This window comes from Paraburkholderia gardini (genome assembly GCF_907164545.1).
In the GTDB taxonomy this organism is placed as follows: Bacteria; Pseudomonadota; Gammaproteobacteria; order Burkholderiales; family Burkholderiaceae; genus Paraburkholderia; species Paraburkholderia gardini.
The window spans coordinates 62,157-84,480 of the sequence record NZ_CAJQZB010000024.1; the positions used below are offsets into that span (position 1 = coordinate 62,157).

The window sequence follows — 22,324 nt, forward strand, 5'->3', positions numbered from 1 at the left end:
GATGAACCGAAGTCCGGAACCCCCAGAATCCTGCACGCCTGCGTCTGATGACGATGTGCGTGCCGTGCGTCATTTCGATGAAGCGGCGCTGGAAGCACTCGCGCAACGCATCAAAACGTGGGGCCGCGAACTCGGTTTCAGTGCAGTCGGTATCAGCGATACCGACCTCACGGCTGCCGAGGCGGGGCTCGCCGCATGGCTCGAAGCGGGCTGCCACGGCGAGATGGATTATATGGCGAAACACGGCATGAAACGCGCGAGACCGGCCGAGCTTGTGGCCGGAACGCTACGCGTGATTACCGTGCGAATCGCCTATTTACCCGCTGAAACGCTGACGGGAAAGCGCGTTGAAAGCCACACGGCCACTACATCGAATCTCGCCGGAAGCGCTGTGCAGACGGGCCCTTACGACTGGCGGGCGCAGGAAAACCAGCGCCTCGCGGACCCGTCAGCGGCGGTCGTCTCGATCTATGCGCGCGGTCGCGACTATCACAAGGTGATGCGTAACCGTTTGCAACAGCTCGCTGAAAAAATCGAAGCGCAGATCGGCGCGTTCGGCTTTCGCGTCTTCACCGATTCCGCGCCGGTGCTCGAAGTCGAGTTGGCGCAGAAGGCGGGCATCGGCTGGCGCGGCAAGCATACGTTGCTGCTTCAGCGCGACGCCGGCTCGCTGTTTTTTCTCGGCGAGATCTATGTCGATGTGCCCTTGCCGACCGATGCACAAACCGCGCCCGAACGCGCGCCCGAAACACCGGGTGCGCATTGCGGCAGCTGCACCCGCTGCATCGAGGCCTGCCCGACGGGCGCGATCGTCGAACCTTACAGAGTCGATGCGCGCCGCTGCATTTCCTATCTGACGATCGAACTGAAAGGCAGTATTCCCCAGGACTTGCGGCCGCTGATCGGCAATCGTGTGTATGGTTGCGACGACTGCCAGACGGTGTGCCCATGGAACAAGTTCGCGCAGGCCGCGCCCGTCGCCGATTTCGACGTGCGGCACGGCCTCGACCGCGCGACGCTCGTCGATCTGTTCGCGTGGAGCGCCGACGATTTCGACACGCGCATGCAGGGCAGCGCGATCCGTCGCATCGGCTACGAATCGTGGCTGCGCAATCTCGCGGTCGGCATGGGCAACGCGCTGCGTGCGGATCGCGCGAGCCTTTCCGCCGATGCACGCGTGGCGATCGTCGACGCGTTGCGCGAGCGCGCGGGCGACGCATCGGCCATCGTCCGCGAGCACGTGGAATGGGCGCTCGAAGCAGCGTAAAGTAGCGGCAATCCGGCGGGGCGCCGGCATTGCGATCAACCTTTGTGGACCCGGACGCGCACCGCACCTGTACCGGCAAGGAGGCCGTCATGTTCAATGCAGTCATGGATGCGCCGTTCGGCAAGGTCGGCATCCGCATCGAAGGCAATGCCGTGCGCGAGATCGTCTATCTACCCGACTCGATGCGCAACGTCGAGCCGGATTCGCCGCTCGCGAAAGAAGCGGTCGCGCAGATCGAGCGTTATTTCGCGCGCGCGTCGGCGACGTTCGATCTGCCGCTCGCCGATGTCGGCAGCGCGTTTCAGCGTCGCGTGTGGCAGGCGATCAACGATATTCCACCGGGCATCGTGCGCACGTATGGACAGGTCGCGAGACAGGTCGGCAGCGCGCCGCGCGCGGTCGGGCAGGCGTGTGGCGCGAATTATTTTCCGCTGGTGATTCCATGTCATCGTGTGGTTGCGTCGGGCAGTATCGGCGGATTTGCGAATCACGCCGACGACGGCTATTTCCGCAAGGTCAAACGCTGGCTGCTCGCCCACGAAGGTGTCCCTTACACATGACCGGCATGATCAGCACGGGCAGCACGAAAGGCATGAGCGAAACCATTCTCGAAGACCCACCCGTCGAATCGCCGCTCTTCGTCGCGAGCAGCGCATCCATCGACGCGTTCTGCGACGCCCTCTGGCTCGAACACGGTCTTTCGCGCAACACGCTCGATGCGTATCGCCGCGATCTGAAGCTCTTCGCCGGATGGCTGGCCGGCACGCGCAATGGCTCGCTGGATGCCGCGGGCGAAGCCGATCTGAACGCGTACAGCGCGGCGCGTCAGAAAGACAAGTCCACTTCAGCGAACCGGCGTCTCTCCGTGTTTCGCCGCTATTACGCGTGGGCCGTGCGCGAGCATCGCGCGAGCGCCGATCCGACGCTGCGCATCCGTTCCGCGAAACAGCCGCCGCGCTTTCCTTCGACGCTCACCGAAGCGCAGGTCGAGGCGCTCCTCGGCGCGCCCGATATCGACACGCCGCTTGGCCTGCGCGATCGCACGATGCTCGAACTGATGTACGCGAGCGGACTGCGCGTGACGGAACTCGTCACGCTGAAAACCGTGGAGGTGGGGCTGAACGAAGGTGTCGTGCGCGTGATGGGGAAGGGCTCGAAGGAGCGCCTGATTCCATTCGGCGAAGAAGCGCACGGCTGGATCGAACGCTATCTGCGTGAGGCGCGGCCCGCGCTGCTCGGCGCGCGCGCAACCGACGCGCTGTTCGTGACGTCGCGCGCGGAAGGCATGACGCGTCAGCAGTTCTGGAACATCATCAAGCGTCACGCGGCGGCTGCGGATGTGCGCGCGCCGCTGTCGCCGCACACGCTGCGTCACGCGTTCGCGACGCATCTGCTGAACCATGGCGCCGACCTGCGCGTCGTGCAACTGCTGCTCGGCCACACCGATATTTCAACGACGCAGATTTATACGCACGTCGCACGCGAGCGGCTGAAGTCGCTGCACGCGATGCATCATCCGCGCGGATAACGCCCTGGTTTCAGGCTCAAGCCAGCTCACGAAGGCGGTGCTTGAGAATCTTGCCCGTCGATGCAGCGGGTAATGCCGCGAGCACGCGCACTTCGGCGGGCCGCTTGTAAGGCGCGAGCCGCGCGCCGCACCATTCGATCAGCTCAGCCGGCGTGACCTTCGCGCCGGCCACGAGTTCGACGAACGCGACCACTTCCTCATTGCCCTCGACGGCGCGTCCGATCACCGCCGACTGCACGACATCGGGATGCGCGTTCAGCACGTGCTCGACTTCGGCCGGATAGACGTTGAAACCCGAGCGGATGATCAGCTCCTTGCTGCGCCCGACGATGGAGAGCGTGCCGTCCGCTTCCTCGCGTGCGAGATCGCCAGTCTTGAGCCAGCCGTCTTCGGTGACGGTGGCGCGGGTCTGCTCCGGGTTGCGGTAATAGCCGAGCATCACGTTCGGCCCGCGCACCCACAGCTCACCGATTTCGCCGTCCGCCGCCTCGACGCCGTCGAGCATCACGAACCGCACTTCCACGCCGGGAATCACCTGTCCGACCGATACGTCCGCGCGGGGCGCGTCGAGCATCGTCTGCGATACGGTCGGACTGCTTTCGGTCATGCCGTAGCCGTTGTGCAGCGGCACGCCGTACACGCTTTCGACGCGCGCCTTCAGCGCGGCGTCGAGCGGCGAGCCGCCCGAATACGCAAACCGCAGACGCGGCGCCGACCACGCGTGGCCGTGCATCTGCAGATGCTCGAGCAGCTTCGCGTGCATCGCCGGCACGCCCTGAAAAATCGACACGTTCTCGTATGCGAGCGCGCGCCGCACGGCTTCAGGTGTAAACCGCGACGCAAGCCGCACCGTGGCGCCCGCGTGCAGGCTGCCGAGACACACCGATGCAAGCCCGTATACGTGCGAAATCGGCAGCACCGCGTACACGACGTCGTCCGGGCCGACACGGCGCAGCGTGCTCGACATCGTCGCGATGAACATCAGGTTCCGGTGCGAGAGCATCACGCCTTTCGGCGTGCCGGTCGTGCCCGTCGTGTAGATGAGCGCGGCGCACTGCTTTTCGCTGGCGGCTTCGACGGGTTCCGCATGCACGTGCGCATCGGCGACGAACGACCATGTGCCGATGTCGATTGGCGTCGCGGTTGCCGGTGTGGCTTTGGCGCCATGGCGTTGTGCGTGATCGCGCGCATCGGACGACGCATCGACCGCGTACGCGATCACGCGCGGCGCTGCATGCGCGCGGATCGCGTCAAGCTCGGCCGCCGAAAGCCGCGCGTTCGACATGAGCGCCCAGGCGTCGAGTTTCGCGGTGGCGAACAGCAGCACCACCTGAACGATGCTGTTCTCCGCGACGATCATCACGCGGTCGCCCGCGCGCACCCCCAGCTCGCGTAACCGCGCGGCGGTTTCAATGACCGCGTCGACGAGTTGCTGGCGCGTGAGCTGGCGTGCGTCCTCGACCAGCGAGACACGATGCGGGTCGCGCGCCGCAGCCAGCGCCGGAATATCGGCGATGCGCGCGGGCAGGGCGGCGAGCAGCGCGGGAATGTCGAATGCGGGGGAATGTGGGGTGGTGCTGGCCGTCACGGCTGTCTCCTCGTCGCGCCGCAGCGCGCGGCGGCGGAATATTTTCGAACGATCGTGCCACATTCGCGTGGCGCGCACAATTCAGGTTTGAGCAAATGGCTGTCGCAGAGCGACGCCATTACAATGCGCCGATGAGCAAATCCAGACACGTCTCCGAAACGCCCGCGACGCAGTTTCTGCGACGTCACGGCGTCGCGTTCGGCGAGCATCCTTACGAATATGTGGACCACGGCGGCACGGCGGAATCCGCGCGCCAGCTGGGCGTCGACGAACATCACGTGGTCAAGACGCTCGTGATGGAAGACGAACACGCGAAACCGCTGATCGTACTGATGCACGGCGATCGCACCGTATCGACGAAGAATCTCGCGCGGCAGATCGGTGCGAAGCGCGTCGAGCCCTGCAAGCCGGATGTCGCGAGCCGGCATTCAGGGTATCTGATTGGCGGCACCTCGCCGTTCGGCACGAAAAAGGCGCTGCCGGTGTACGTCGAATCGACGATTCTCGAACTCGAGCGGATCTGGCTCAACGGCGGGCGTCGCGGGTTTCTGGTCAGCATCGCGCCGAAGGTCGTGACGGATCTGCTGCAGGCAAAGCCGGTGCAATGCGCGATCGACGAGTGACCACATCGACGCCGGCGCGTGACGTCCGCACGGGTTTCGCCGGCTGCGTTCGGTAGAATATGCACCTTCGTGTTCGCGCTGCACGGACAGTTTCGCTTTCGTAACCCCTTCGCCTTTCCGGCGCACTACAAAAAGAGTTCCCAGCATGGAAAACCTGATCGCCGCCGTCCTGGCTTATCTGATCGGCTCGGTGTCGTTCGCCGTGATCGTGAGCGCCGCGATGGGGCTCGCCGACCCGCGCTCGTATGGCTCGAAGAACCCGGGCGCGACCAACGTGCTGCGCAGCGGCAACAAGCTCGCGGCGATCCTGACGTTGCTCGGCGACGCGTTCAAGGGCTGGCTTGCCGTGTGGCTCACCAGCCACTTCGGCCCGCACTACGGCCTCGACGATCCGGCGATCGCGCTCGCCGCCATCGCCGTGTTCCTTGGCCATCTGTATCCGGTATTTTTCCGCTTCAAGGGCGGCAAGGGCGTGGCGACGGCGGCCGGCGTGCTGCTCGCGATCAACCCGGTGCTCGGCATCGCGACCATGCTGACGTGGTTGATCATCGCGTTCTTTTTTCGCTATTCGTCGCTGGCGGCGCTGGTGGCCGCTGTGTTCGCGCCGCTCTTCGACGTGTTCCTGTTCGGCGCGAACATCATCGCGCTGGCCGTACTGGCAATGAGCGCGCTGCTGGTCTGGCGTCATCGCTCGAATATCGCGAAGCTGCTCGCCGGCAAGGAAAGCCGCATCGGCGACAGGAAAAAGCGCAATGCGCCGCCGCCCGCGGGCAAGACGCATTGAGTTTTCCGGCGGCGTCGAGCCCGATGTGCCGCCGTGGCCTCTTCTGACGATGCCGTGGCGCCTCGCGCCGGCTAGTCGCGGAAGTTGTTGAAGTCGAGCGGCGTATCGGTGACGTCCTTGCGCAGCATCGCGATCGTGCCTTGCAGGTCGTCGCGCTTGGTGCCCGTCACGCGCACCGCGTCGCCCTGAATGCTCGCCTGGACCTTGATCTTGCTGTCCTTCACGAGCTTGACGATCTTTTTGGCGAGGTCGCCCGAGACGCCTTTCTTCACCGTGATGACCTGCTTGACCTTGTCGCCGCCGATCTTCTCGATCTTGCCGTAATCGAGAAAGCGCACGTCGACGTTGCGCTTTGCCATCTTCGACACGAGGACGTCCTTGACCTGCGTGAGCTTGAAGTCGTCGTCGGCGTAGGCGATGAGTTCGCGCTCCTTCTGCTCGACGCGGGCATCCGAGCCCTTGAAGTCGAAACGGGTGGAAATTTCCTTGTTGGACTGCTCGATCGCGTTCTTGACTTCGATCATGTTGGCTTCGCTGACAACGTCAAACGATGGCATTGCATTCTCCCAATAGTGCCGCGAGGCGGACGCGGCCGGCAGGCCGCGCGTGACGCACTCGCTATAATCACGAACCGGACGTCATTTTACCGACGCCGCTCCCATTTGCCCAAGGTCGTCGCGCAATAGTGCGCGGCGCAGCTTCACCGGTTTCCGCCTGATTTCCGTGCGTGCCGCGGGCCTGCACGGCGAGCCGATGCCGAAACCCCGCTCAACACGTACGTTTAACACGTTCACCCAGCAATCCCGATGCCTCAAGCCGCTTCCGCCTTATTTGTTTCGCATTTTCCGCTCAAGGCGCACAACACGTTTGGCTTCGACGTGGCGGCGCGCTATGCGTGCAGCATTGAGCACGAGACGCAACTCGCGGCCGCGGTGAACGATTCGCGCGTGGCCGCGTTGCCGCGACTGGTGCTGGGCGGCGGCAGCAACGTCGTGCTGACGGGCGACTTCGACGGACTGGTGCTGCTGATCGCGCTGCACGGGCGTCGTGTTGTCCGCGAAGACGACGCCGCCTGGTACGTCGAGGCGGCGGCGGGCGAGAACTGGCACGCGTTCGTCGCGTGGACGCTCGCGCGGGGCTTGCCGGGGCTCGAGAACCTCGCGTTGATTCCGGGGACGGTCGGCGCGGCGCCGATCCAGAACATCGGCGCGTACGGCCTTGAAATGTGCGAGCGCTTCGCGTCGCTGCGTGCGGTGGAGCTGGCGACGGGCGAAGCCGTCGAGTTCGACGCCGATGCGTGCCGTTTCGGTTACCGCGACAGTTTCTTCAAGCGTGAAGGGCGGGATCGCTTCGTGATTACGTCGGTGACGTTCCGTCTGCCGAAAGCGTGGGCGCCGCGGGCTGGATATGCGGATATCGCACGCGAACTGTCGGCACGCGGGTTGGGCCATGCCGCGCCGGATGCACAGGCGATCTTCGATGCGGTAGTCGCCGTGCGGCGGGCCAAACTGCCCGATCCGCTCGAACTGGGCAATGCGGGGAGCTTCTTCAAGAACCCGGTGATCGACAGCGCGCAGTTCGACGCCTTGCAGCAGCGTGAGCCGGATGTCGTGTCGTACCGGCAGCCGGATGGCAGCGTGAAGCTGGCGGCGGGCTGGCTGATCGACCGGTGCGGCTGGAAAGGACGGGCGATCGGCGCGGCGGCCGTGCATGACCGGCAGGCACTGGTGCTGGTGAATCGCGGCGGCGCGACGGGCGCGGACGTTCTGGCGCTCGCGCGGGCCATCCAGGCGGATGTGCTTGCGCGGTTCGGCGTGGGACTGGAGCCGGAGCCGGTTTGTTTGTAGCGCGTGCGTTGTACACGTGATGGGCGCGCTGCTCGGGTCACGCAAAGGATATGAAAAAGGGCACCTCATGGTGCCCTTTTTCGATGATGCGCGATCAGCGACGCATTGTTGCTCGATCTGCCTGAACCTCGCCGCGATGGCTTCGGTTCAGCTTGCGGCAGTCATTGGCACTTGCGCTTTGCGCTCAGCCTGACCACCGCGGGGCGCTGGCCTTTTTAACCGCGTTTGCGGCGCGCGTTCTCGGCGATCCGCATGCGCAGCGCGTTCAGCTTGATGAAGCCACCGGCATCGGCCTGGTTGTAGGCGCCACCGTCGTCGTCGAACGTCGCGATGTTCTTGTCGAACAGCGTTTCCTTCGAATCGCGCGCCACCACCGAAACGCTGCCCTTGTAGAGCTTCACGCGCGTCCAGCCGTTGACCTTTTCCTGCGTATGGTCGATCAGCACCTGGATGGCACGACGCTCCGGCGCCCACCAGTAGCCGTTGTAAATCAGCGAGGCGTAGCGCGCCATCAGGTCGTCCTTCAGATGCGCGACTTCGCGATCCAGCGTGATCGACTCGATACCGCGGTGCGCCTTCAGCATGATCGTGCCGCCCGGCGTTTCATAGCAGCCGCGCGACTTCATGCCGACATAACGGTTCTCGACCAGATCCAGACGGCCGATGCCGTGCTTGCCGCCAAGGCGGTTCAATTCCGTGAGCATCTCGGCCGGCGACAGGCGCTTGCCGTTCACTGCGACCGGATCGCCGTGTTCGTATTCGATGTCGATGTATTCAGCCTGGTCCGGCGCCTCTTCCGGTGAGACCGTCCAGCGCCACATATCCGGCTCGGCTTCTGCCTTCGGATCTTCGAGGTGGCGGCCTTCGAACGAGATGTGCAGCAGGTTCGCGTCCATCGAATACGGCGCGCCGCCCTGCTTGTGCTTCATTTCGATCGGAATGCCGGCCTTTTCGGCGTACGCGAGCAGTTTTTCGCGCGACAGCAGATCCCATTCACGCCACGGCGCGATGACCTTGATGCCCGGTTCCAGTGCGTAGTAACCGAGTTCGAAGCGGACCTGATCGTTGCCCTTGCCGGTCGCGCCGTGCGAAACGGCTTGCGCACCGGTCGCGCGCGCGATCTCGATCTGGCGCTTTGCGATCAGCGGACGCGCGATCGACGTGCCCAGCAGATACTCGCCTTCATAGATCGTGTTGGCGCGGAACATCGGAAACACGTAGTCGCGCACGAACTCCTCGCGCAGATCCTCGATGAAGATGTTGTCCTGCTTGATGCCCAGTTGCAGCGCCTTCTTGCGCGCCGGTTCCAGCTCTTCGCCCTGGCCGATGTCGGCCGTGAACGTGACGACTTCGGCGTCGTAGTTGTCCTGCAACCACTTCAGGATGACGGAGGTGTCGAGGCCGCCCGAATAGGCGAGCACGACTTTCTTGATATCGCTCATGGTGAACTCGTAGCTGGAAAAATGCGGGAAAACGGCGCGCGCCGGCTGATCCGGGCACGTAAAAACGCTATTTTGACACTAAACCGCGGGCGCGCCCGCGGTTTTGGGCCGGCACGCTCAGTGATTGAGCTTGCCGAGCAGCAGGAATTCCATCAGCGCCTTTTGCACATGCAGACGGTTTTCCGCTTCGTCCCACACGACGCTCTGCGGCCCGTCGATCACGTCGGCGCTGACTTCCTCGCCGCGATGCGCCGGCAGGCAGTGCATGAAAAGCGCGTCGGCATTCGCGCGCGCCATCATGTCGGCGTCGACGCACCAGTCGGCGAACGCCTGCTTGCGGGCTTCGTTTTCAGCTTCGAAACCCATGCTGGTCCAGACATCGGTGGTGACGAGATCGGCGCCCGCGCAGGCTTTGTTCGGATCGTCGAATTCCTGCCAGCTCGGCGCGCTCTCCGCCGCGACGAGCGCGCGATCGAGCTTGTAACCCGGCGGCGTGGAGATGCGCAGGTTGAACCCGAGAATGTGCGCGGCTTCGATCCACGTGTAGAGCATGTTGTTCGCGTCGCCGACCCACGCAACCGACTTGCCGCGAATCGGGCCGCGATGCTCGAAGTACGTGAAGATGTCCGCCAGCACCTGGCACGGGTGAAACTCGTTCGTGAGACCGTTGATGACCGGCACGCGCGAATTGTCGGCAAAGCGCTGGATGATGTCCTGGCCGAACGTGCGGATCATGATGATGTCGACCATGCGCGAGATGACCTGCGCCGCGTCTTCGATCGGTTCGCCGCGGCCGAGTTGCGTGTCGCGCGTGCTCATGAACACGGCGTGGCCGCCGAGCTGGAAGATGCCCGCCTCGAACGACAGGCGCGTGCGCGTCGAGTTTTTCTCGAAGATCATCGCGAGCGTGCGGTCGTGCAGCGGATGGTAAGTCTCGTAGTTCTTGAACTTGCGTTTCAGAATGCGGGCGCGCTCGAGCACGTACTCGTAGTCTTCCAGCGAGAAATCCTTGAACTGCAGATAGTGACGAATTTTCTTGGCGGTCATGAAACAAATACGGCGGTCTCACCCGGCAGAATTGCCGGACGGCGCCGCCGTCGTTTTGTGGTAACTCAATGCAGCATAAAGGATTTTGCCTGGTTTGACGAGTCGGCCAGACGGCCATATGAGAGCCTGCGAGGGCGTGCGGGGCATTCCGTATGCATGTGTCAGGAGGCTTGTGTGCAGTGCGGAACAACATCCGCTGCGCTATAATCTCAGGGTTTTCCCAAGCCCGGCAGGCAGGCGCCGAGCTTTCGGGACACGGCTCGCGCGTGGGGTCCACGCAATCCCTTTCGCGTGGTGTGCTCTCCGCCTGGCGGCGTGTTTCAGGGCGTCACGGCGCGGTTTGCACGCGTCGTCCCGGATCTTCAGGTAGCCGCAAGGGTCCACAGGCACGCACTTCCCAGGGCAGTCATACAGGAATCCCTACATGGCCGAAGTACCTCCAACCGAGTATTTCATTCAGGGCATCACGTCGAAAGGAAGGAAGTTCCGTCCGAGCGACTGGTCGGAACGGCTCGCCGGCGTCATGTCGTGTTTCGGTCCCGGCGCGAAGGGGCCGAATGCCCGTCTTCAGTACTCGCTCTACGTTCGTCCGACCTTGCTTGGTGATCTCAAGGTCGTCATTCTCGATTCGCGTCTGCGCGACATCGAGCCGATGGCTTTCGATTTCGTGATGAATTTTGCAAAAGACAATGATCTGGTCGTGACCGAGGCGTGTGAGTTGCCGGCGCATCACGGTACCCAGCAGAAGATCGCGCAACAGGCGTAGCGGCATTTGCAGGACAAGACCTCGCTGGCGCGACGAAGCGCGACAGGAGGCAGGGGCGCCAGGGCCCGAGCGAACAAAAACCCGCCGAAGCGGGTTTTTTTACGTCCGTCGCGCACTCAGTCGAGGGCGAGCAGGGGGCCGGAACATCGCCGCGCGGCGGGCATTGTTTGCGCGCGAATACAAAAAAGCCCGCCAGAGCGGGCTTTCATGATGCAGCGGAAACAGGAGGTAGCCCGCCGAAGCGAGCCGACCGGATTTACTGCGCTGCGGGCGCTTGCAGACCCTTGATGGCTGCAGCGAGGCGGCTCTTATGGCGAGCTGCCTTGTTCTTGTGAACGATTCTCTTGTCGGCGATGATGTCGATGGTCTTCGACGATGCCTTGAAGAGTTCAGCGGCCTTGGCCTGGTCGCCGGCGTCGATCGCCTTGCGGACTGCCTTGATCGCGGTGCGGAACTTCGAGCGCAGTGCCGAGTTGTGCGAATTGGCCTTGGCGGCCTGGCGGGCGCGCTTGCGTGCTTGTGCGGTATTTGCCATGACGGTTCCTTATCCTGTTCCTGTTTCCAGTGCCAGCCTTCAAGTGGGTTGGCGCTGCTTTGATCCGAACCTCTGGAAGCGATTGCCCAGAGGCGCAAAAGAGTTCGATTGAGTCCGATCCGGTCTGATTTCGAGAACGAAACCCAAGACCGGCAGATACGCGAAAGTGACAGAAAGCGCACCTGTTTCGGTTCGCACCCCGGTCGCCTCACGTCCGTCACATCATCCTGGCAACATGACTCCATGCATACGAAGACGTGATCCGACGGCCGAGCGAGCCTCGAAACCGGCGATTATAGCAACAAAATCAGGCATGTGGCAACGGAAATAGGCCGCCGTCCCTCGTGGCGCGTCGCTACTGGCTTGCGGACAAGCACCGCCCGCAGGCGCCTGCGGTTGTTGCACGGATGCCCGGCGGCGGGTGTAGTCTTCGCTCCGCTGTGCTCCGGAATGCCGGACAAACCGCGCACAAACCTCGGGCAAACCCCGCACCAGACGAATATTTCGCGAACGTCGCTAGCTGGAAACGGTCCGACTCGCGTTCCGGCTCGTCCCGTCGTCCGCTCATGTGAGCGGCACCCGTATAATAAGCGCCCCATGAATCTATTCCGAGCCCTGCTGACGGTCAGCGGATTCACGCTGCTGTCGCGCGTGACCGGCCTGGCCCGCGAGACGCTGATCGCCCGAGCGTTCGGCGCCAGCCAGTACACCGACGCGTTCTACGTCGCCTTCCGCATCCCGAACCTGCTGCGTCGTATTTCCGCCGAAGGCGCGTTTTCGCAGGCCTTCGTCCCGATCCTCGCCGAGTTCAAGAACCAGCAGGGTCACGACGCCACCAAGGCGCTCGTCGACGCAACGTCGACTGTGCTTGCCTGGGCGCTGGTCGTGCTGTCGGCACTGGGGATCGCGGGTGCGTCGTTTGTCGTGTACGTCGTCGCGTCGGGCCTCAGGGCCGACGGGCAGGCGTATCCGCTCGCCGTCGCGATGACGCGGATCATGTTCCCGTACATCGTCTTCATTTCGCTGACGTCGCTGGCGTCGGCGGTGCTCAACACGTACAAGAACTTTTCGCTGCCCGCGTTCGCGCCGGTGCTGCTGAACGTGGCGTTCATCGTCGCGGCGGTGTTCTTCGCGCCGCACATGAAGACGCCGGTGTACGCGCTCGCGTGGGCCGTGATCGCGGGCGGCGTGCTGCAGTTCCTCGTGCAGTTGCCCGGCCTGAAAAAGATCGACATGATGCCGCGCATCGGACTAAACCCCGTGCGCGCGCTCGCGCATCGCGGCGTGAAGCGCGTGCTCGCGAAGATGGTCCCGGCGATGTTCGCGGTGTCGGCGTCGCAGATCAGTCTCATCATCAATACGAACATCGCGTCGCATATCGGGCCGGGCGCCGTCTCGTGGATCAACTACGCCGACCGGCTGATGGAGTTTCCGACCGCGCTGCTCGGCGTCGCGCTCGGCACGATCCTGCTGCCGAGTCTGTCGAGGGCGCACGTCGACGCCGATCCACACGAGTATTCGTCGCTGCTCGACTGGGGTTTGCGCGTCACGTTCCTGCTTGCCGCGCCAAGCGCCATCGCGCTCTTTTTCTTCGCCGAGCCGCTGACGGCCACGCTCTTTCACTACGGCAAGTTCGACGGCCACTCGGTCGTGATGGTTGGCCGCGCGCTATCGGCGTATGGCGTGGGCCTGATCGGCCTGATTCTCATCAAGATTCTCGCGCCCGGTTTCTACGCGAAGCAGGACATCAAGACGCCCGTGAAAATCGCGGTGGGCGTGCTGATCGTCACGCAGCTTTGTAACTACGTGTTCGTGCCGATTTTCGCGCACGCCGGGCTTACGCTCAGCATCGGCCTCGGCTCGTGCGTGAATGCGGCGGCGCTCTTCGTGATGCTGCGCCGCCGCGGCATTTACATGCCGTCGAGCGGCTGGGCGCGCTTCTTCGTGCAACTGCTTGGCGCGTGTCTCGTGATGGCCGGCGTCATGCACTGGTTCGCGATCAATTTCGACTGGATCGGCATGCACGCCGAGCCGCTGCGCCGCATCGCGTTGCTGGGTGCGTGCCTCGTTCTGTTCGCCGCGCTATATTTCGGTATGCTCTGGTTGATGGGCTTCAAGTACGCGTATTTCAGAAGGCGGGTGAAGTGATCACGACGACGCGGGTTCTCGACTATTTCAGCACGCTCGTAGCCGAAGACGACAGCCTGCCGCTCACCGAAGCGGCTCTGTCGCTCGCGCAGGATGCGTACCCTGATCTCGACCTGACCGGCATTCTCGCCGAGATCGACGAACTGGTGCTGCGTCTGCGGCGCCGTATGCCGGAAGATGCCGATCTCAGGCAGAAAGTCGGCGTGCTGAACCGCTTTTTCTTCCGCGAGCTGGGTTTCGCCAGCAATCTCAACGACTATTACGACCCCGACAACAGCCATCTGAACATGGTGCTGCGGCGGCGTCGCGGCATTCCGATTTCGCTCGCCGTGCTGTATCTGGAGATGGCGAGCCAGATCGACGTGCCCGTGCGCGGCGTATCGTTTCCCGGCCACTTCCTGCTGCGCGTGACGACGCCCGACGGCGACGTGATGCTCGATCCGACAACCGGGCATTCGCTGTCCGAATCGGAGATGGTCGAGATGCTCGAACCGTATGTCGCGAAAGCCGGGGAATCGGTCGGACGCGCGCTGCGCATGTTGCTGCAACCGGCCACGCGCCGCGAGATCATCGCGCGCATGCTGCGCAATCTGAAGAGCACCTATCTGCAGACCGAACGCTGGCAGCGGCTGCTCGCGGTGCAGCAGCGTCTCGTGATCCTGCTGCCGGAAAACATCGAGGAAGTGCGCGATCGCGGCTTCGCGTATGCGCGGCTCGATTACCTGCGCCCGGCGCTGGAAGATCTCGAACGCTATCTCGGCGATCGTCCGGATGCGGAAGACGCGACCGTCGTCGAGTCGCAATTGCACGAGCTGCGTCAGCGCACGCAGCATAACGACCGGGATTGAACGCAGCGAGCTGCGTTTTGCAATGGCACAAAAAAACGCCTGCGATGAAAATTGCAGGCGTTTTTCGTTGTAGCTGGCATGGCGGCGTAAAACAGGGCGCCGCGCCGCGAGAGGAAGATTACTTCGGCTGCATCCGGATCGCGCCATCCAGCCGGATCACTTCGCCGTTGAGCATCGGATTCTCGAGAATCTGTTTGACGAGCATCGCGTATTCCGCCGGTTTGCCAAGGCGCGGCGGGAACGGCACCATGGCGCCGAGTGCGTCCTGCACGTCCTGCGGCATGCCGAGCAGCATCGGCGTTTCGAAGATGCCCGGCGCGATCGTCATCACACGGATCGCATTACGCGACAGGTCGCGCGCGATCGGCAACGTCATGCCGACGACGCCGCTCTTCGAAGCCGCGTACGCCGCCTGACCGATCTGTCCGTCGAACGCGGCCACCGACGCCGTGTTGACGATCACACCGCGTTCGCCGTTTGCGTTCGTCTCGTTCTTCGACATCGCCGCAGCCGCGAGGCGGATCATGTTGAACGTGCCGATCAGATTGATCGAGATGGTTTTGACGAAGGAATCGAGCGGATGCGGTCCGTCCTTGCCCACCGTCTTGATGGCGGGCGCGACGCCCGCGCAGTTGATCAGGCCGCGCAGCGTGCCGGCCTGCGTGGCGGCACCGACCGCCTGGGTCGCGTCGTCTTCGCGGCTGACGTCGCACTTCACGAACACGCCGTCCAGTTCCCTCGCAAGCGCGTTGCCGGCGTCCACGTTCAGGTCGGCCAGCACGACCTTGCCGCCGTTTTCAACGATGAGGCGCGCGGTAGCCGCGCCGAGGCCCGATGCACCACCGGTGATGAGAAATACGTTGTCGCGAATGTCCATGACAGCTCCTGTTACTCCGGTCGTTGACCGCTCGAATTGGGATGGGGTTGACGGGCGATTGTAGCCGCTGAAAATTCCGTTGCCACTCCCCGAGCCGGGTGGGTGGCTGCACGGCTGAACGCAGCCGCGTGGGCAATAAAAAACCCGCCATGGCAGCGGGTTTTCCAGCGACGTTCGAACGTGCTTACTTCAGCGCGTCGAACACGCGCGCGCGGATTTCGTCCACGGCGCCGAGGCCTGAAATGCGACGGTAAGCCGGCGCCTTCAGACCGTTTTCGGTACCGCGGCTCGCCCAGTCGTTGTAGTACTGGATCAGCGGCTTCGTCTGCGCGACGTACACGTCGAGGCGCTTTCTGACGGTTTCTTCCTTGTCGTCGTCGCGCTGGATCAGCGGTTCGCCGGTGACGTCATCCGTGTTCCCGACTTTCGGCGGATTGAACTTCACGTGATACGTGCGGCCCGACGCAGGATGCATGCGGCGACCGCTCATGCGCACGATGATCTCGTCGAACGGGACATCGATTTCCAGCACGTAGTCGATCGCGACGCCGGCCTGCTTCATGGCTTCGGCCTGCGGCAGCGTGCGCGGAAAACCATCGAACAGATAGCCGTTCGCGCAGTCGGGCTGGCGCAGACGTTCCTTCACGAGGTTGATGATGAGTTCATCGGTGACGAGTTCGCCTGCATCCATGAAGCGCTTTGCTTCGAGACCGAGCGGCGTGCCGGCCTTGACGGCCGCACGCAGCATGTCACCCGTGGAAATCTGCGGGATGCCGAACTTTTCCTTGATGAAGTTTGCCTGGGTGCCCTTTCCCGCGCCGGGGGCGCCCAACAGGATCAAACGCATGGTGATATCTCCAGATCTATGTGAATTCTGTGGTGGCGCGAGGCAGACGGAAGGTCGACAAAACTTCGCTCAGCCGGTTTCTGAAACCCGCGCGCAATGCGGCGGCCTGTCTCGCGCAGCACGTCGTGAACGACGGCGCTGCAAGACTGCCAGCGGCAGAAACGGGGGAAACCCTGACGAAGAATGGCTCCGGGCGGCTCGCGCAACCGTTTGATTATGCCATGGGTTTTTATGCTCGCGACCCGAATAACGCCTGTACGCGCGCGAGATCGGCCGGTGTATCGACGCCGGGCAACGGCGCGTCCTGCGTGACGAGCACGGCAATGCGCTCGCCATGCCACATCGCGCGCAACTGTTCGAGCGCCTCGGCCTGTTCGATCGGCGAAAGCGTGAGCGTCGGGTACGTACGCAGAAATTTCGCGCGATACGCATAGAGGCCGATGTGCCGGTAGACGTGCGCGAGCGCGGGCGGTGCGGGCATCGTGGCGACATCGGGCCAGTGTGGCTGATACGCGTCGCGCGCCCATGGAATCGGCGCGCGCGAGAAGTAGAGCGCGACGCTTCGCGCGTCGAGCACGACCTTCACGACGTTCGGATTGAAGACTTCGGCGGGATCGATAATCGGGTGCGCCGCGGTGGCGATCGCGCAGCCGCTGTTCGCGGCCAGATGCGACGCAACGCCGCGCACGAGTGCCGGGTCGATCAACGGCTCGTCGCCCTGTACGTTGACGACGATCGTGTCGTCGCTCCAGCCGAAATGCGCGGCGACTTCGGCGAGCCGGTCCGTGCCCGACGGATGATCGGCGCGCGTCAGCATCGCTTCGATCCCATGTTCGCGGGCGACGTCGAGCACCGCTTGCGCGTCCGACGCGATCAGCACCTGCTGCGCGCCCGATTCGAGCGCGCGTTCGGCGACGCGCACGACCATCGGCTTGCCGCCGATATCGGCGAGCGGCTTGTTCGGCAGACGCGTGGACGCGAGCCGCGCCGGCACAACGGCGATGAACGGCGGGGCAGCGGGACGGGGAGATTCAGTCATGGGACGGATTTGACGGCTCGTGAGAGCCCGCTGCGCACCCGGCGTTCGATACTCTCGAAGCGGCAAGCCGGAAGCGCAAGGATACGGGCGTGAAGGAGGGGCGAGCGGGGACAGCGTGCAAGGCGCCCGAAAGCGCCGCGATCACCCAGGCGTGAGCCGGGCGTTACGAGTCCGATGCGGGACCGGCCGGGTCGACCAGCGTGCCTTCGACGGTTTGACGTGCTTCGTCGACCAGCATCACGGGAATGCCGTCACGGATCGGATAGGCCAGCTTGTCGGCGTTGCAGATCAGTTCCTGCGCGGCGCGATCGTAGCTGAGCGGGCCCTTGCAGATCGGGCAGACGAGAATTTCAAGCAGGCGAGCGTCCACGGACTTTCTCCACGACTAAAGCGATAAGGCGGTGATCCAGCGCGGCTTCGACCGGGACAACCCAGATCCGCGCATCATGCCAGGACCCCAATTTTACCGCATCCTTTTCCGTGATCAGGATGGCGTCGGCATCGACGTCGGCGAAAGGATTCGTGGCGTACGCGTAATGATCGGGCAACGCGCGCGTGACGGGCGACAGGCCGGCGGCGCGCAGCGTCGCGAAAAAGCGCTCCGGTGCGCCGATGCCGGCGGCGGCCAGCACACGGTCGCCGGCGAACTGCGCAAGCGGCCGGCGCAGCGCAGGGCGCTCGAGATGCCATGCGTCGCCAGGCGTGAGCTCGAGCGCGAACGTGTCAGGCCACGCAGGCAACGTGCGGTCATAGGGATTGTTGATGAGCGTGGCGTCCCGCTGACGCGACAGCGGCTCGCGCAACGGCCCCGCCGGCAGCAGGAAGCCGTTGCCGCCCAGCCGGTGATCGAACACGACAAGCTCGACGTCGCGCGCGAGCCGGTAGTGCTGCAGGCCGTCGTCGCTCACGATGATGTCGACATCGGTGTGCGCCGAGCACAACGCTTCGGCTGCGGCCACGCGATCGGGACATACCCAGACGGGCGCGCCCGTGCGGCGCGCGATGAGGAGCGGCTCGTCGCCCGCAAGCTGTGCCGGCGAAGCCGGCGTGACTGGCGTGGCACGCGTGATCTTCGCGCCGTAGCCGCGTGAGACGATGCCCGGTGTGAAGCCCGCGGAACGCAGCGCATCGACGAGCGCAATCACCGTCGGCGTCTTGCCGGTTCCGCCGACCGTCACGTTGCCCACCACCACGACTGGCACCGCGATGCGCACGCTTTTCATCCAGCCGAGCGCAAACGCGGCACGACGCGACGCGGCAATGGCGCCGAACAGGCAGGCAAGCGGCGTCAACGCCCAGGCGAGTGGGCCGCGGCGTTGCCATTCCAGCGCCAGACGCGCTTCGATCCGGGATTTCAGTCCGCTCATGAACGGACCGCCGTAACGGAACGCATGGCGGGCGAGGTACGCGGGAAGGACGGGACAGGCAGCAACGCAGGTTCTCCGGGCGGTGAACGGGATAGACGGCGACCAGCCGGTCGAGCCAGGCACCGCGCGCGGCGGCGACATGCAGCGAGAGGAACGGGAGGAGCAGGAACCGTTCGACGCCGGCCGGCAACGAGATGCTTCGGGAAGCCGGCACTCTAGCGTGCGAGCGGCGTACGCCGCAAGTCAGCCAGCGCGGAACGTGTCCGCGGCAATCGTCAAAACGGCGCATGCACACCTGTGGATAACTTTGTGGAGAACCCGCCTGCCATCTCCTGCAAAGGGCCGCCAGGCTCGCCACGCATCGGCAAGGCTTACTCTTTTGGAGATATAAAACCCATAATAATCAAACGCATGCTACGAATTCACGGCCTTCCCGGCGAGGCTGGCCAACGCGGACGCACGAGAGTGCGCCAATGTGGACACTTCCCACAATCTGCACAGTGCGCTGGACGCGAATAGCCAGTCGGTCTATCGTCTGTCCGGCCTGCCAACACTCATTCCTGGTATGAATCCCGAAAGCCCATTTGCATCATCGTCGCCGCCTGGCGGCGAGGTCGTCGTGCCGGTATCGGCGCTGAACCGCGCGATCGGCACGATGCTCGAACGTTCGTTTCCGCTCGTCTGGGTGGCTGGCGAAGTGTCCAATTTCACGCGCGCCGCCAGCGGGCACTGGTACTTTTCGATCAAGGATGCGCAGGCGCAGATGCGCTGCGTGATGTTCCGCGGCCGCGCGCAGCATGCCGAATTCACGCCGCGCGAGGGCGACCGCATTGAAGTGCGCGCGCTGGTGACGATGTACGAGCCGCGCGGCGAGCTGCAACTGAACGTCGAAGCGGTGCGGCGTACCGGTCAGGGCCGTCTGTACGAAGCGTTCCTGAAGCTGAAGGCGCAACTCGAAGCCGAAGGTCTTTTCGCGCCCGAACGCAAGCGCGCGCTGCCGCCGCATCCGCGCGCGATCGGCATCGTCACATCATTGCAGGCTGCCGCGTTGCGCGACGTGCTGACGACGCTTCAGCGCCGCGCGCCGCATATTCCGGTGATCGTCTATCCGGCGCCCGTGCAGGGCGCGGGCGTGAGCGCGAAACTTGCGGCGATGGTCGAGGCCGCGAACGCACGGCGCGAAGTCGATGTGCTGATCGTGTGTCGCGGCGGCGGTTCGATCGAAGACCTGTGGGCGTTCAACGAAGAAGTGCTCGCGCGCGCGATTGCTGAAAGCGCGATGCCGGTGGTGAGCGGCGTGGGCCATGAAACCGACTTCACGATCGCCGATTTCGCGGCCGACGTCCGTGCGCCCACGCCGACGGGCGCGGCCGAACTCGTCAGCCCGCAGCGCGCGTTGCTGCTGCGCGATCTCGATCACCGTCACGCCACGCTCGCACGCGGCTTCGGCCGCATGATGGAGCGCCGCGCGCAGCAACTCGACTGGCTGGCGCGCCGTCTCGTCTCGCCAGCCGAAAGGCTCGCGCGGCAACGCATGCATCTGCATCAGCTTTCGGTCAGACTGGCCTCGGCGGGCGCGCGGCCGGTGCGTGACGCACGCGGGCGCTTCTCGCTCCTGCAGATGCGCTGGCAGCGCTGGCGTCCCGATCTCGCCGCACATCATGCGAAAGTGACCGGGCTCGCTGAACGCCTCGAACGCGCGCAGCAGCGTCTGTACGAACGGCAGTCGGCGCGCGTCGCGACGCTCGGTGCGCGGCTCGAGGTGTTGAGCCCGCAACGCACACTCGAGCGGGGCTATGCGGCATTGCTCGATGCGCAGAACGGTCGTGCGCTGCGCGCGCCGTCGGCGCTGAAACCGGGGCGGCGGCTCACCGTGCATCTCGCCGAAGGCTCCGCCGACATCGCGCTTTCCGACGTGCAGCCGCGCCTTACTGAAGGCTTTTGATATCCGTACTTTTGACCTCGTCACACGCGTTGCACGAGCATGTTTTACGCTACATCTGCTGCGTGTTCGCGCGATTCCCGCCATAAAGACCGGCGGTTTGCACGGTTATTCCTGGTCGCCTACAATCGAGTGCTCTACAGCGTTATCCGCAGACTCCCCATAACACGATACAAGGAACGCAATCATGGAACATACGCTCCCGCCGCTGCCGTTCGCAAAGAACGCGCTCGCTCCGAACATGTCGGAAGAGACGCTCGAATTTCACTACGGCAAGCATCATCAGACCTATGTGACCAACCTGAACAAGCTGATCCCTGGCACCGAGTTCGAGAATCTGCCGCTTGAAGAGATCGTCAAGAAGTCGTCGGGTGGCGTGTTCAACAACGCAGCGCAAATCTGGAATCACACGTTCTTCTGGAACAGCCTGTCGCCGCAAGGTGGCGGCGCGCCGACCGGCAAGCTCGCTGACGCGATCAACGCGAAGTGGGGTTCCTACGACAAGTTCAAGGAAGAATTCACGAAGGTGGCAGTCGGCACGTTCGGTTCGGGCTGGGCATGGCTCGTGAAGAAAGCCGACGGCTCGCTCGATCTGGTGTCGACCAGCAACGCCGCAACGCCGCTCACCACGGACGCAAAGCCGCTCCTGACGATCGACGTGTGGGAACACGCGTACTACATCGACTATCGCAATGCGCGTCCGAAGTTTGTCGAAGCGTACTGGAACATCGTGAACTGGGAATTCGCCTCGAAGAATTTCGCGTAAGCGCACGATGTAGCCGACGATATCGTCCAGCGCGTGGCGCCCAGGTCCTGGCGTCACGGCCAGATGCCAGACGGTATTGAACATGAAAGCCCTCCAATGCGAGGGCTTTCTGTTTTTTGAGCGGCGAGCATGTTCGCCGAACCGGTGGCATCCTCCTGAAACGTCCACCGTACATCGAGCCCGACCAACATGGAAGCTGACGACGACCTCAAGCACTTCGAAGCGCACGGCGCGGCGCCGCTACCCGTCGCGGGCGATCAAGGCAGCGTGGACAATGACGGCGCCCGCATCTGGTACGCGACATATGGCGCCGGCGCACCGGTGATCCTGCTGCACGGCGGCCTCGGTCATAGCGGCAACTGGGGCTATCAGGTGCCGGCGCTGGTGAGTGCCGGTCACCGTGTGGTGCTGATCGACAGCCGTGGCCACGGACGCAGCACGCGCGATGCGAAGCCCTACCTGTACGAACGGATGGCCACCGACGTGCTCGCCGTCATGGACGCATTGCAACTCGACAAAGCCGCTCTGACCGGATGGAGCGACGGCGCGTGCACGGCGTTGATTCTCGGCATGCAGGCGCCCGAACGGGTAGCGGGTGTGTTTTTCTTCGGCTGCAACATGGACCCCGGCGGCACGAAGGAATTCGTGCCCACGCCTGTGATCGACCGATGTTTCAGCCGGCATCGCCAGGACTATGAACACCTTTCGCCGACGCCCGATGCGTTCGACGCGTTTGTCGACGCGGTGAGCGAAATGATGCGCACGCAACCGGACTACTCCGCGGACGATCTCGCAAAAATCCGTGTTCCGGTCACGATCGTGCAAAGCGAAAACGATGAGTTCATCAAGCAGGAACATGCCGAATATCTCGCGCGCAGCATCCCCGGCGCGGCACTCGTGATGCTGCCAGGCGTAAGCCATTTCGCGCCGCTGCAAAGACCGGACCTGTTCAACGACGCAGTACTGACGTTCGTCGACAAGGTGTTTTCATCGCGCGCGTGAGCATCCCCGGCGCGCGGCTGGCGCAGACCTTCAAGGTCGTCAAACCATCCGCGCCCGATCG

22 protein-coding genes are annotated in these 22,324 nt (G+C 63.9%); 12 read left to right on the top strand and 10 right to left on the bottom strand.

The annotated features are described in order from the left end of the window. Position 1 precedes the first annotated feature (1 nt). From queG to xerD, 3 genes are all read left to right on the top strand, one after another. Positions 2–1,267, top strand: a complete 1,266-nt coding sequence (queG, locus tag LPA37_RS17435) for a tRNA epoxyqueuosine(34) reductase QueG (protein WP_228976871.1) — start codon at positions 2–4, stop codon at positions 1,265–1,267. 89 nt (positions 1,268–1,356) lie between these two features. Beyond that, on the top strand, positions 1,357–1,827 hold the full coding sequence (locus tag LPA37_RS17440; RefSeq protein ID WP_229013204.1) for a methylated-DNA--[protein]-cysteine S-methyltransferase: 471 nt from the start codon (positions 1,357–1,359) through the stop codon (positions 1,825–1,827). Between the two features lie 32 nt (positions 1,828–1,859). Next, positions 1,860–2,795 carry a site-specific tyrosine recombinase XerD gene (xerD, locus tag LPA37_RS17445; RefSeq protein WP_228977155.1) on the top strand — a complete coding sequence of 312 codons (936 nt, stop codon included), beginning with the start codon at positions 1,860–1,862 and terminating at the stop codon, positions 2,793–2,795. Positions 2,796–2,811: 16 nt separating this feature from the next. Here the strand turns inward: xerD and LPA37_RS17450 are convergent, their stop codons facing one another. Further along, positions 2,812–4,446 (bottom strand): class I adenylate-forming enzyme family protein, encoded by a 1,635-nt coding sequence (locus LPA37_RS17450; protein WP_229013205.1) that lies wholly within the window; start codon positions 4,444–4,446, stop codon positions 2,812–2,814. A 68-nt stretch (positions 4,447–4,514) separates the two neighbouring features. Here LPA37_RS17450 and ybaK point away from each other — a divergent pair, with 68 nt between their 5' ends. Together ybaK and plsY are read left to right on the top strand one after the other, a co-directional pair. Further along, on the top strand, positions 4,515–5,006 hold the full coding sequence (gene ybaK / locus LPA37_RS17455) for a Cys-tRNA(Pro) deacylase (protein ID WP_229013206.1): 492 nt from the start codon (positions 4,515–4,517) through the stop codon (positions 5,004–5,006). Between the two features lie 145 nt (positions 5,007–5,151). Continuing rightward, positions 5,152–5,790 carry a glycerol-3-phosphate 1-O-acyltransferase PlsY gene (plsY, locus tag LPA37_RS17460; RefSeq protein ID WP_229013207.1) on the top strand — a complete coding sequence of 213 codons (639 nt, stop codon included), beginning with the start codon at positions 5,152–5,154 and terminating at the stop codon, positions 5,788–5,790. 71 nt (positions 5,791–5,861) lie between these two features. Here plsY and LPA37_RS17465 read toward each other — a convergent pair whose 3' ends face one another. Next, positions 5,862–6,347 carry a YajQ family cyclic di-GMP-binding protein gene (locus tag LPA37_RS17465; protein WP_228976878.1) on the bottom strand — a complete coding sequence of 162 codons (486 nt, stop codon included), beginning with the start codon at positions 6,345–6,347 and terminating at the stop codon, positions 5,862–5,864. Positions 6,348–6,596: 249 nt separating this feature from the next. Here LPA37_RS17465 and murB point away from each other — a divergent pair, with 249 nt between their 5' ends. Then, positions 6,597–7,637: a UDP-N-acetylmuramate dehydrogenase gene (gene murB / locus LPA37_RS17470; RefSeq protein ID WP_228976880.1), complete on the top strand. Its 1,041-nt coding sequence runs from the start codon at positions 6,597–6,599 to the stop codon at positions 7,635–7,637. A 215-nt stretch (positions 7,638–7,852) separates the two neighbouring features. On the opposite strand, the gene LPA37_RS17475 is transcribed toward murB, so the two are convergent. Both LPA37_RS17475 and argF read right to left on the bottom strand, forming a co-directional pair. After that, complete coding sequence (locus LPA37_RS17475; RefSeq protein WP_228976882.1) at positions 7,853–9,079, bottom strand: argininosuccinate synthase; 1,227 nt, start codon at positions 9,077–9,079, stop codon at positions 7,853–7,855. Between the two features lie 117 nt (positions 9,080–9,196). Next, positions 9,197–10,126 carry an ornithine carbamoyltransferase gene (gene argF / locus LPA37_RS17480; protein WP_228976885.1) on the bottom strand — a complete coding sequence of 310 codons (930 nt, stop codon included), beginning with the start codon at positions 10,124–10,126 and terminating at the stop codon, positions 9,197–9,199. A 424-nt stretch (positions 10,127–10,550) separates the two neighbouring features. Here argF and LPA37_RS17485 point away from each other — a divergent pair, with 424 nt between their 5' ends. Next, a complete protein-coding gene (locus LPA37_RS17485) occupies positions 10,551–10,892 on the top strand; it encodes a DUF3579 domain-containing protein (protein WP_228976887.1) in 342 nt (113 codons plus the stop codon). A gap of 256 nt (positions 10,893–11,148) precedes the next feature. On the opposite strand, the gene rpsT is transcribed toward LPA37_RS17485, so the two are convergent. Then, positions 11,149–11,427, bottom strand: coding sequence for a 30S ribosomal protein S20 (gene rpsT, locus LPA37_RS17490; protein WP_228976889.1), 279 nt, complete (start codon positions 11,425–11,427; stop codon positions 11,149–11,151). A 597-nt stretch (positions 11,428–12,024) separates the two neighbouring features. On the opposite strand from rpsT, the gene murJ reads away from it, so the two are divergent. Together murJ and LPA37_RS17500 are read left to right on the top strand one after the other, a co-directional pair. Beyond that, positions 12,025–13,575 (top strand): murein biosynthesis integral membrane protein MurJ, encoded by a 1,551-nt coding sequence (gene murJ / locus LPA37_RS17495; RefSeq protein ID WP_228976890.1) that lies wholly within the window; start codon positions 12,025–12,027, stop codon positions 13,573–13,575. Beyond that, positions 13,572–14,423, top strand: coding sequence for a SirB1 family protein (locus tag LPA37_RS17500; RefSeq protein WP_228976893.1), 852 nt, complete (start codon positions 13,572–13,574; stop codon positions 14,421–14,423). Before murJ ends, LPA37_RS17500 begins: the two co-directional genes overlap by 4 nt. A 118-nt stretch (positions 14,424–14,541) precedes the next feature. Here LPA37_RS17500 and LPA37_RS17505 read toward each other — a convergent pair whose 3' ends face one another. The 5 genes from LPA37_RS17505 to lpxK form a co-directional block, all read right to left on the bottom strand. Beyond that, positions 14,542–15,300, bottom strand: coding sequence for a 3-hydroxyacyl-CoA dehydrogenase (locus LPA37_RS17505; protein ID WP_229013208.1), 759 nt, complete (start codon positions 15,298–15,300; stop codon positions 14,542–14,544). Between the two features lie 184 nt (positions 15,301–15,484). After that, the gene (adk, locus tag LPA37_RS17510; protein ID WP_228976896.1) at positions 15,485–16,147 is read right to left on the bottom strand and encodes an adenylate kinase; all 663 of its coding nucleotides are present in this window, start codon (positions 16,145–16,147) and stop codon (positions 15,485–15,487) included. 229 nt (positions 16,148–16,376) lie between these two features. After that, positions 16,377–17,186 carry a 3-deoxy-manno-octulosonate cytidylyltransferase gene (gene kdsB / locus LPA37_RS17515; RefSeq protein ID WP_228976898.1) on the bottom strand — a complete coding sequence of 270 codons (810 nt, stop codon included), beginning with the start codon at positions 17,184–17,186 and terminating at the stop codon, positions 16,377–16,379. A 163-nt stretch (positions 17,187–17,349) separates the two neighbouring features. Then, the gene (locus LPA37_RS17520; RefSeq protein ID WP_228976900.1) at positions 17,350–17,556 is read right to left on the bottom strand and encodes a Trm112 family protein; all 207 of its coding nucleotides are present in this window, start codon (positions 17,554–17,556) and stop codon (positions 17,350–17,352) included. Continuing rightward, positions 17,537–18,553 (bottom strand): tetraacyldisaccharide 4'-kinase, encoded by a 1,017-nt coding sequence (gene lpxK / locus LPA37_RS17525; protein ID WP_228976901.1) that lies wholly within the window; start codon positions 18,551–18,553, stop codon positions 17,537–17,539. The genes LPA37_RS17520 and lpxK overlap by 20 nt, the downstream gene beginning before the upstream one ends. A gap of 565 nt (positions 18,554–19,118) precedes the next feature. Here lpxK and xseA point away from each other — a divergent pair. The 3 genes from xseA to LPA37_RS17540 all read left to right on the top strand — a co-directional run bounded on the left by xseA (position 19,119) and on the right by LPA37_RS17540 (position 22,263). Further along, on the top strand, positions 19,119–20,498 hold the full coding sequence (gene xseA, locus LPA37_RS17530; protein WP_228977157.1) for an exodeoxyribonuclease VII large subunit: 1,380 nt from the start codon (positions 19,119–19,121) through the stop codon (positions 20,496–20,498). Between the two features lie 184 nt (positions 20,499–20,682). Continuing rightward, positions 20,683–21,261, top strand: coding sequence for a superoxide dismutase (gene sodB, locus LPA37_RS17535; RefSeq protein WP_228976902.1), 579 nt, complete (start codon positions 20,683–20,685; stop codon positions 21,259–21,261). A gap of 189 nt (positions 21,262–21,450) precedes the next feature. Further along, positions 21,451–22,263: an alpha/beta fold hydrolase gene (locus LPA37_RS17540; protein ID WP_229013209.1), complete on the top strand. Its 813-nt coding sequence runs from the start codon at positions 21,451–21,453 to the stop codon at positions 22,261–22,263. The last annotated feature ends 61 nt before the right edge of the window (positions 22,264–22,324 follow it).

Coding starts and splice junctions, on each gene's coding strand:
- queG (WP_228976871.1), top strand. CDS start 2: ATGAACCGAAGTCCGGAACCCCCAGAATCCTGCACGCCTGCGTCTGAT.
- LPA37_RS17440 (WP_229013204.1), top strand. CDS start 1,357: ATGTTCAATGCAGTCATGGATGCGCCGTTCGGCAAGGTCGGCATCCGC.
- xerD (WP_228977155.1), top strand. CDS start 1,860: ATGAGCGAAACCATTCTCGAAGACCCACCCGTCGAATCGCCGCTCTTC.
- LPA37_RS17450 (WP_229013205.1), bottom strand. CDS start 4,446: ATGTGGCACGATCGTTCGAAAATATTCCGCCGCCGCGCGCTGCGGCGC.
- ybaK (WP_229013206.1), top strand. CDS start 4,515: ATGAGCAAATCCAGACACGTCTCCGAAACGCCCGCGACGCAGTTTCTG.
- plsY (WP_229013207.1), top strand. CDS start 5,152: ATGGAAAACCTGATCGCCGCCGTCCTGGCTTATCTGATCGGCTCGGTG.
- LPA37_RS17465 (WP_228976878.1), bottom strand. CDS start 6,347: ATGCCATCGTTTGACGTTGTCAGCGAAGCCAACATGATCGAAGTCAAG.
- murB (WP_228976880.1), top strand. CDS start 6,597: ATGCCTCAAGCCGCTTCCGCCTTATTTGTTTCGCATTTTCCGCTCAAG.
- LPA37_RS17475 (WP_228976882.1), bottom strand. CDS start 9,079: ATGAGCGATATCAAGAAAGTCGTGCTCGCCTATTCGGGCGGCCTCGAC.
- argF (WP_228976885.1), bottom strand. CDS start 10,126: ATGACCGCCAAGAAAATTCGTCACTATCTGCAGTTCAAGGATTTCTCG.
- LPA37_RS17485 (WP_228976887.1), top strand. CDS start 10,551: ATGGCCGAAGTACCTCCAACCGAGTATTTCATTCAGGGCATCACGTCG.
- rpsT (WP_228976889.1), bottom strand. CDS start 11,427: ATGGCAAATACCGCACAAGCACGCAAGCGCGCCCGCCAGGCCGCCAAG.
- murJ (WP_228976890.1), top strand. CDS start 12,025: ATGAATCTATTCCGAGCCCTGCTGACGGTCAGCGGATTCACGCTGCTG.
- LPA37_RS17505 (WP_229013208.1), bottom strand. CDS start 15,300: ATGGACATTCGCGACAACGTATTTCTCATCACCGGTGGTGCATCGGGC.
- adk (WP_228976896.1), bottom strand. CDS start 16,147: ATGCGTTTGATCCTGTTGGGCGCCCCCGGCGCGGGAAAGGGCACCCAG.
- kdsB (WP_228976898.1), bottom strand. CDS start 17,186: ATGACTGAATCTCCCCGTCCCGCTGCCCCGCCGTTCATCGCCGTTGTG.
- lpxK (WP_228976901.1), bottom strand. CDS start 18,553: ATGAGCGGACTGAAATCCCGGATCGAAGCGCGTCTGGCGCTGGAATGG.
- xseA (WP_228977157.1), top strand. CDS start 19,119: ATGAATCCCGAAAGCCCATTTGCATCATCGTCGCCGCCTGGCGGCGAG.
- sodB (WP_228976902.1), top strand. CDS start 20,683: ATGGAACATACGCTCCCGCCGCTGCCGTTCGCAAAGAACGCGCTCGCT.
- LPA37_RS17540 (WP_229013209.1), top strand. CDS start 21,451: ATGGAAGCTGACGACGACCTCAAGCACTTCGAAGCGCACGGCGCGGCG.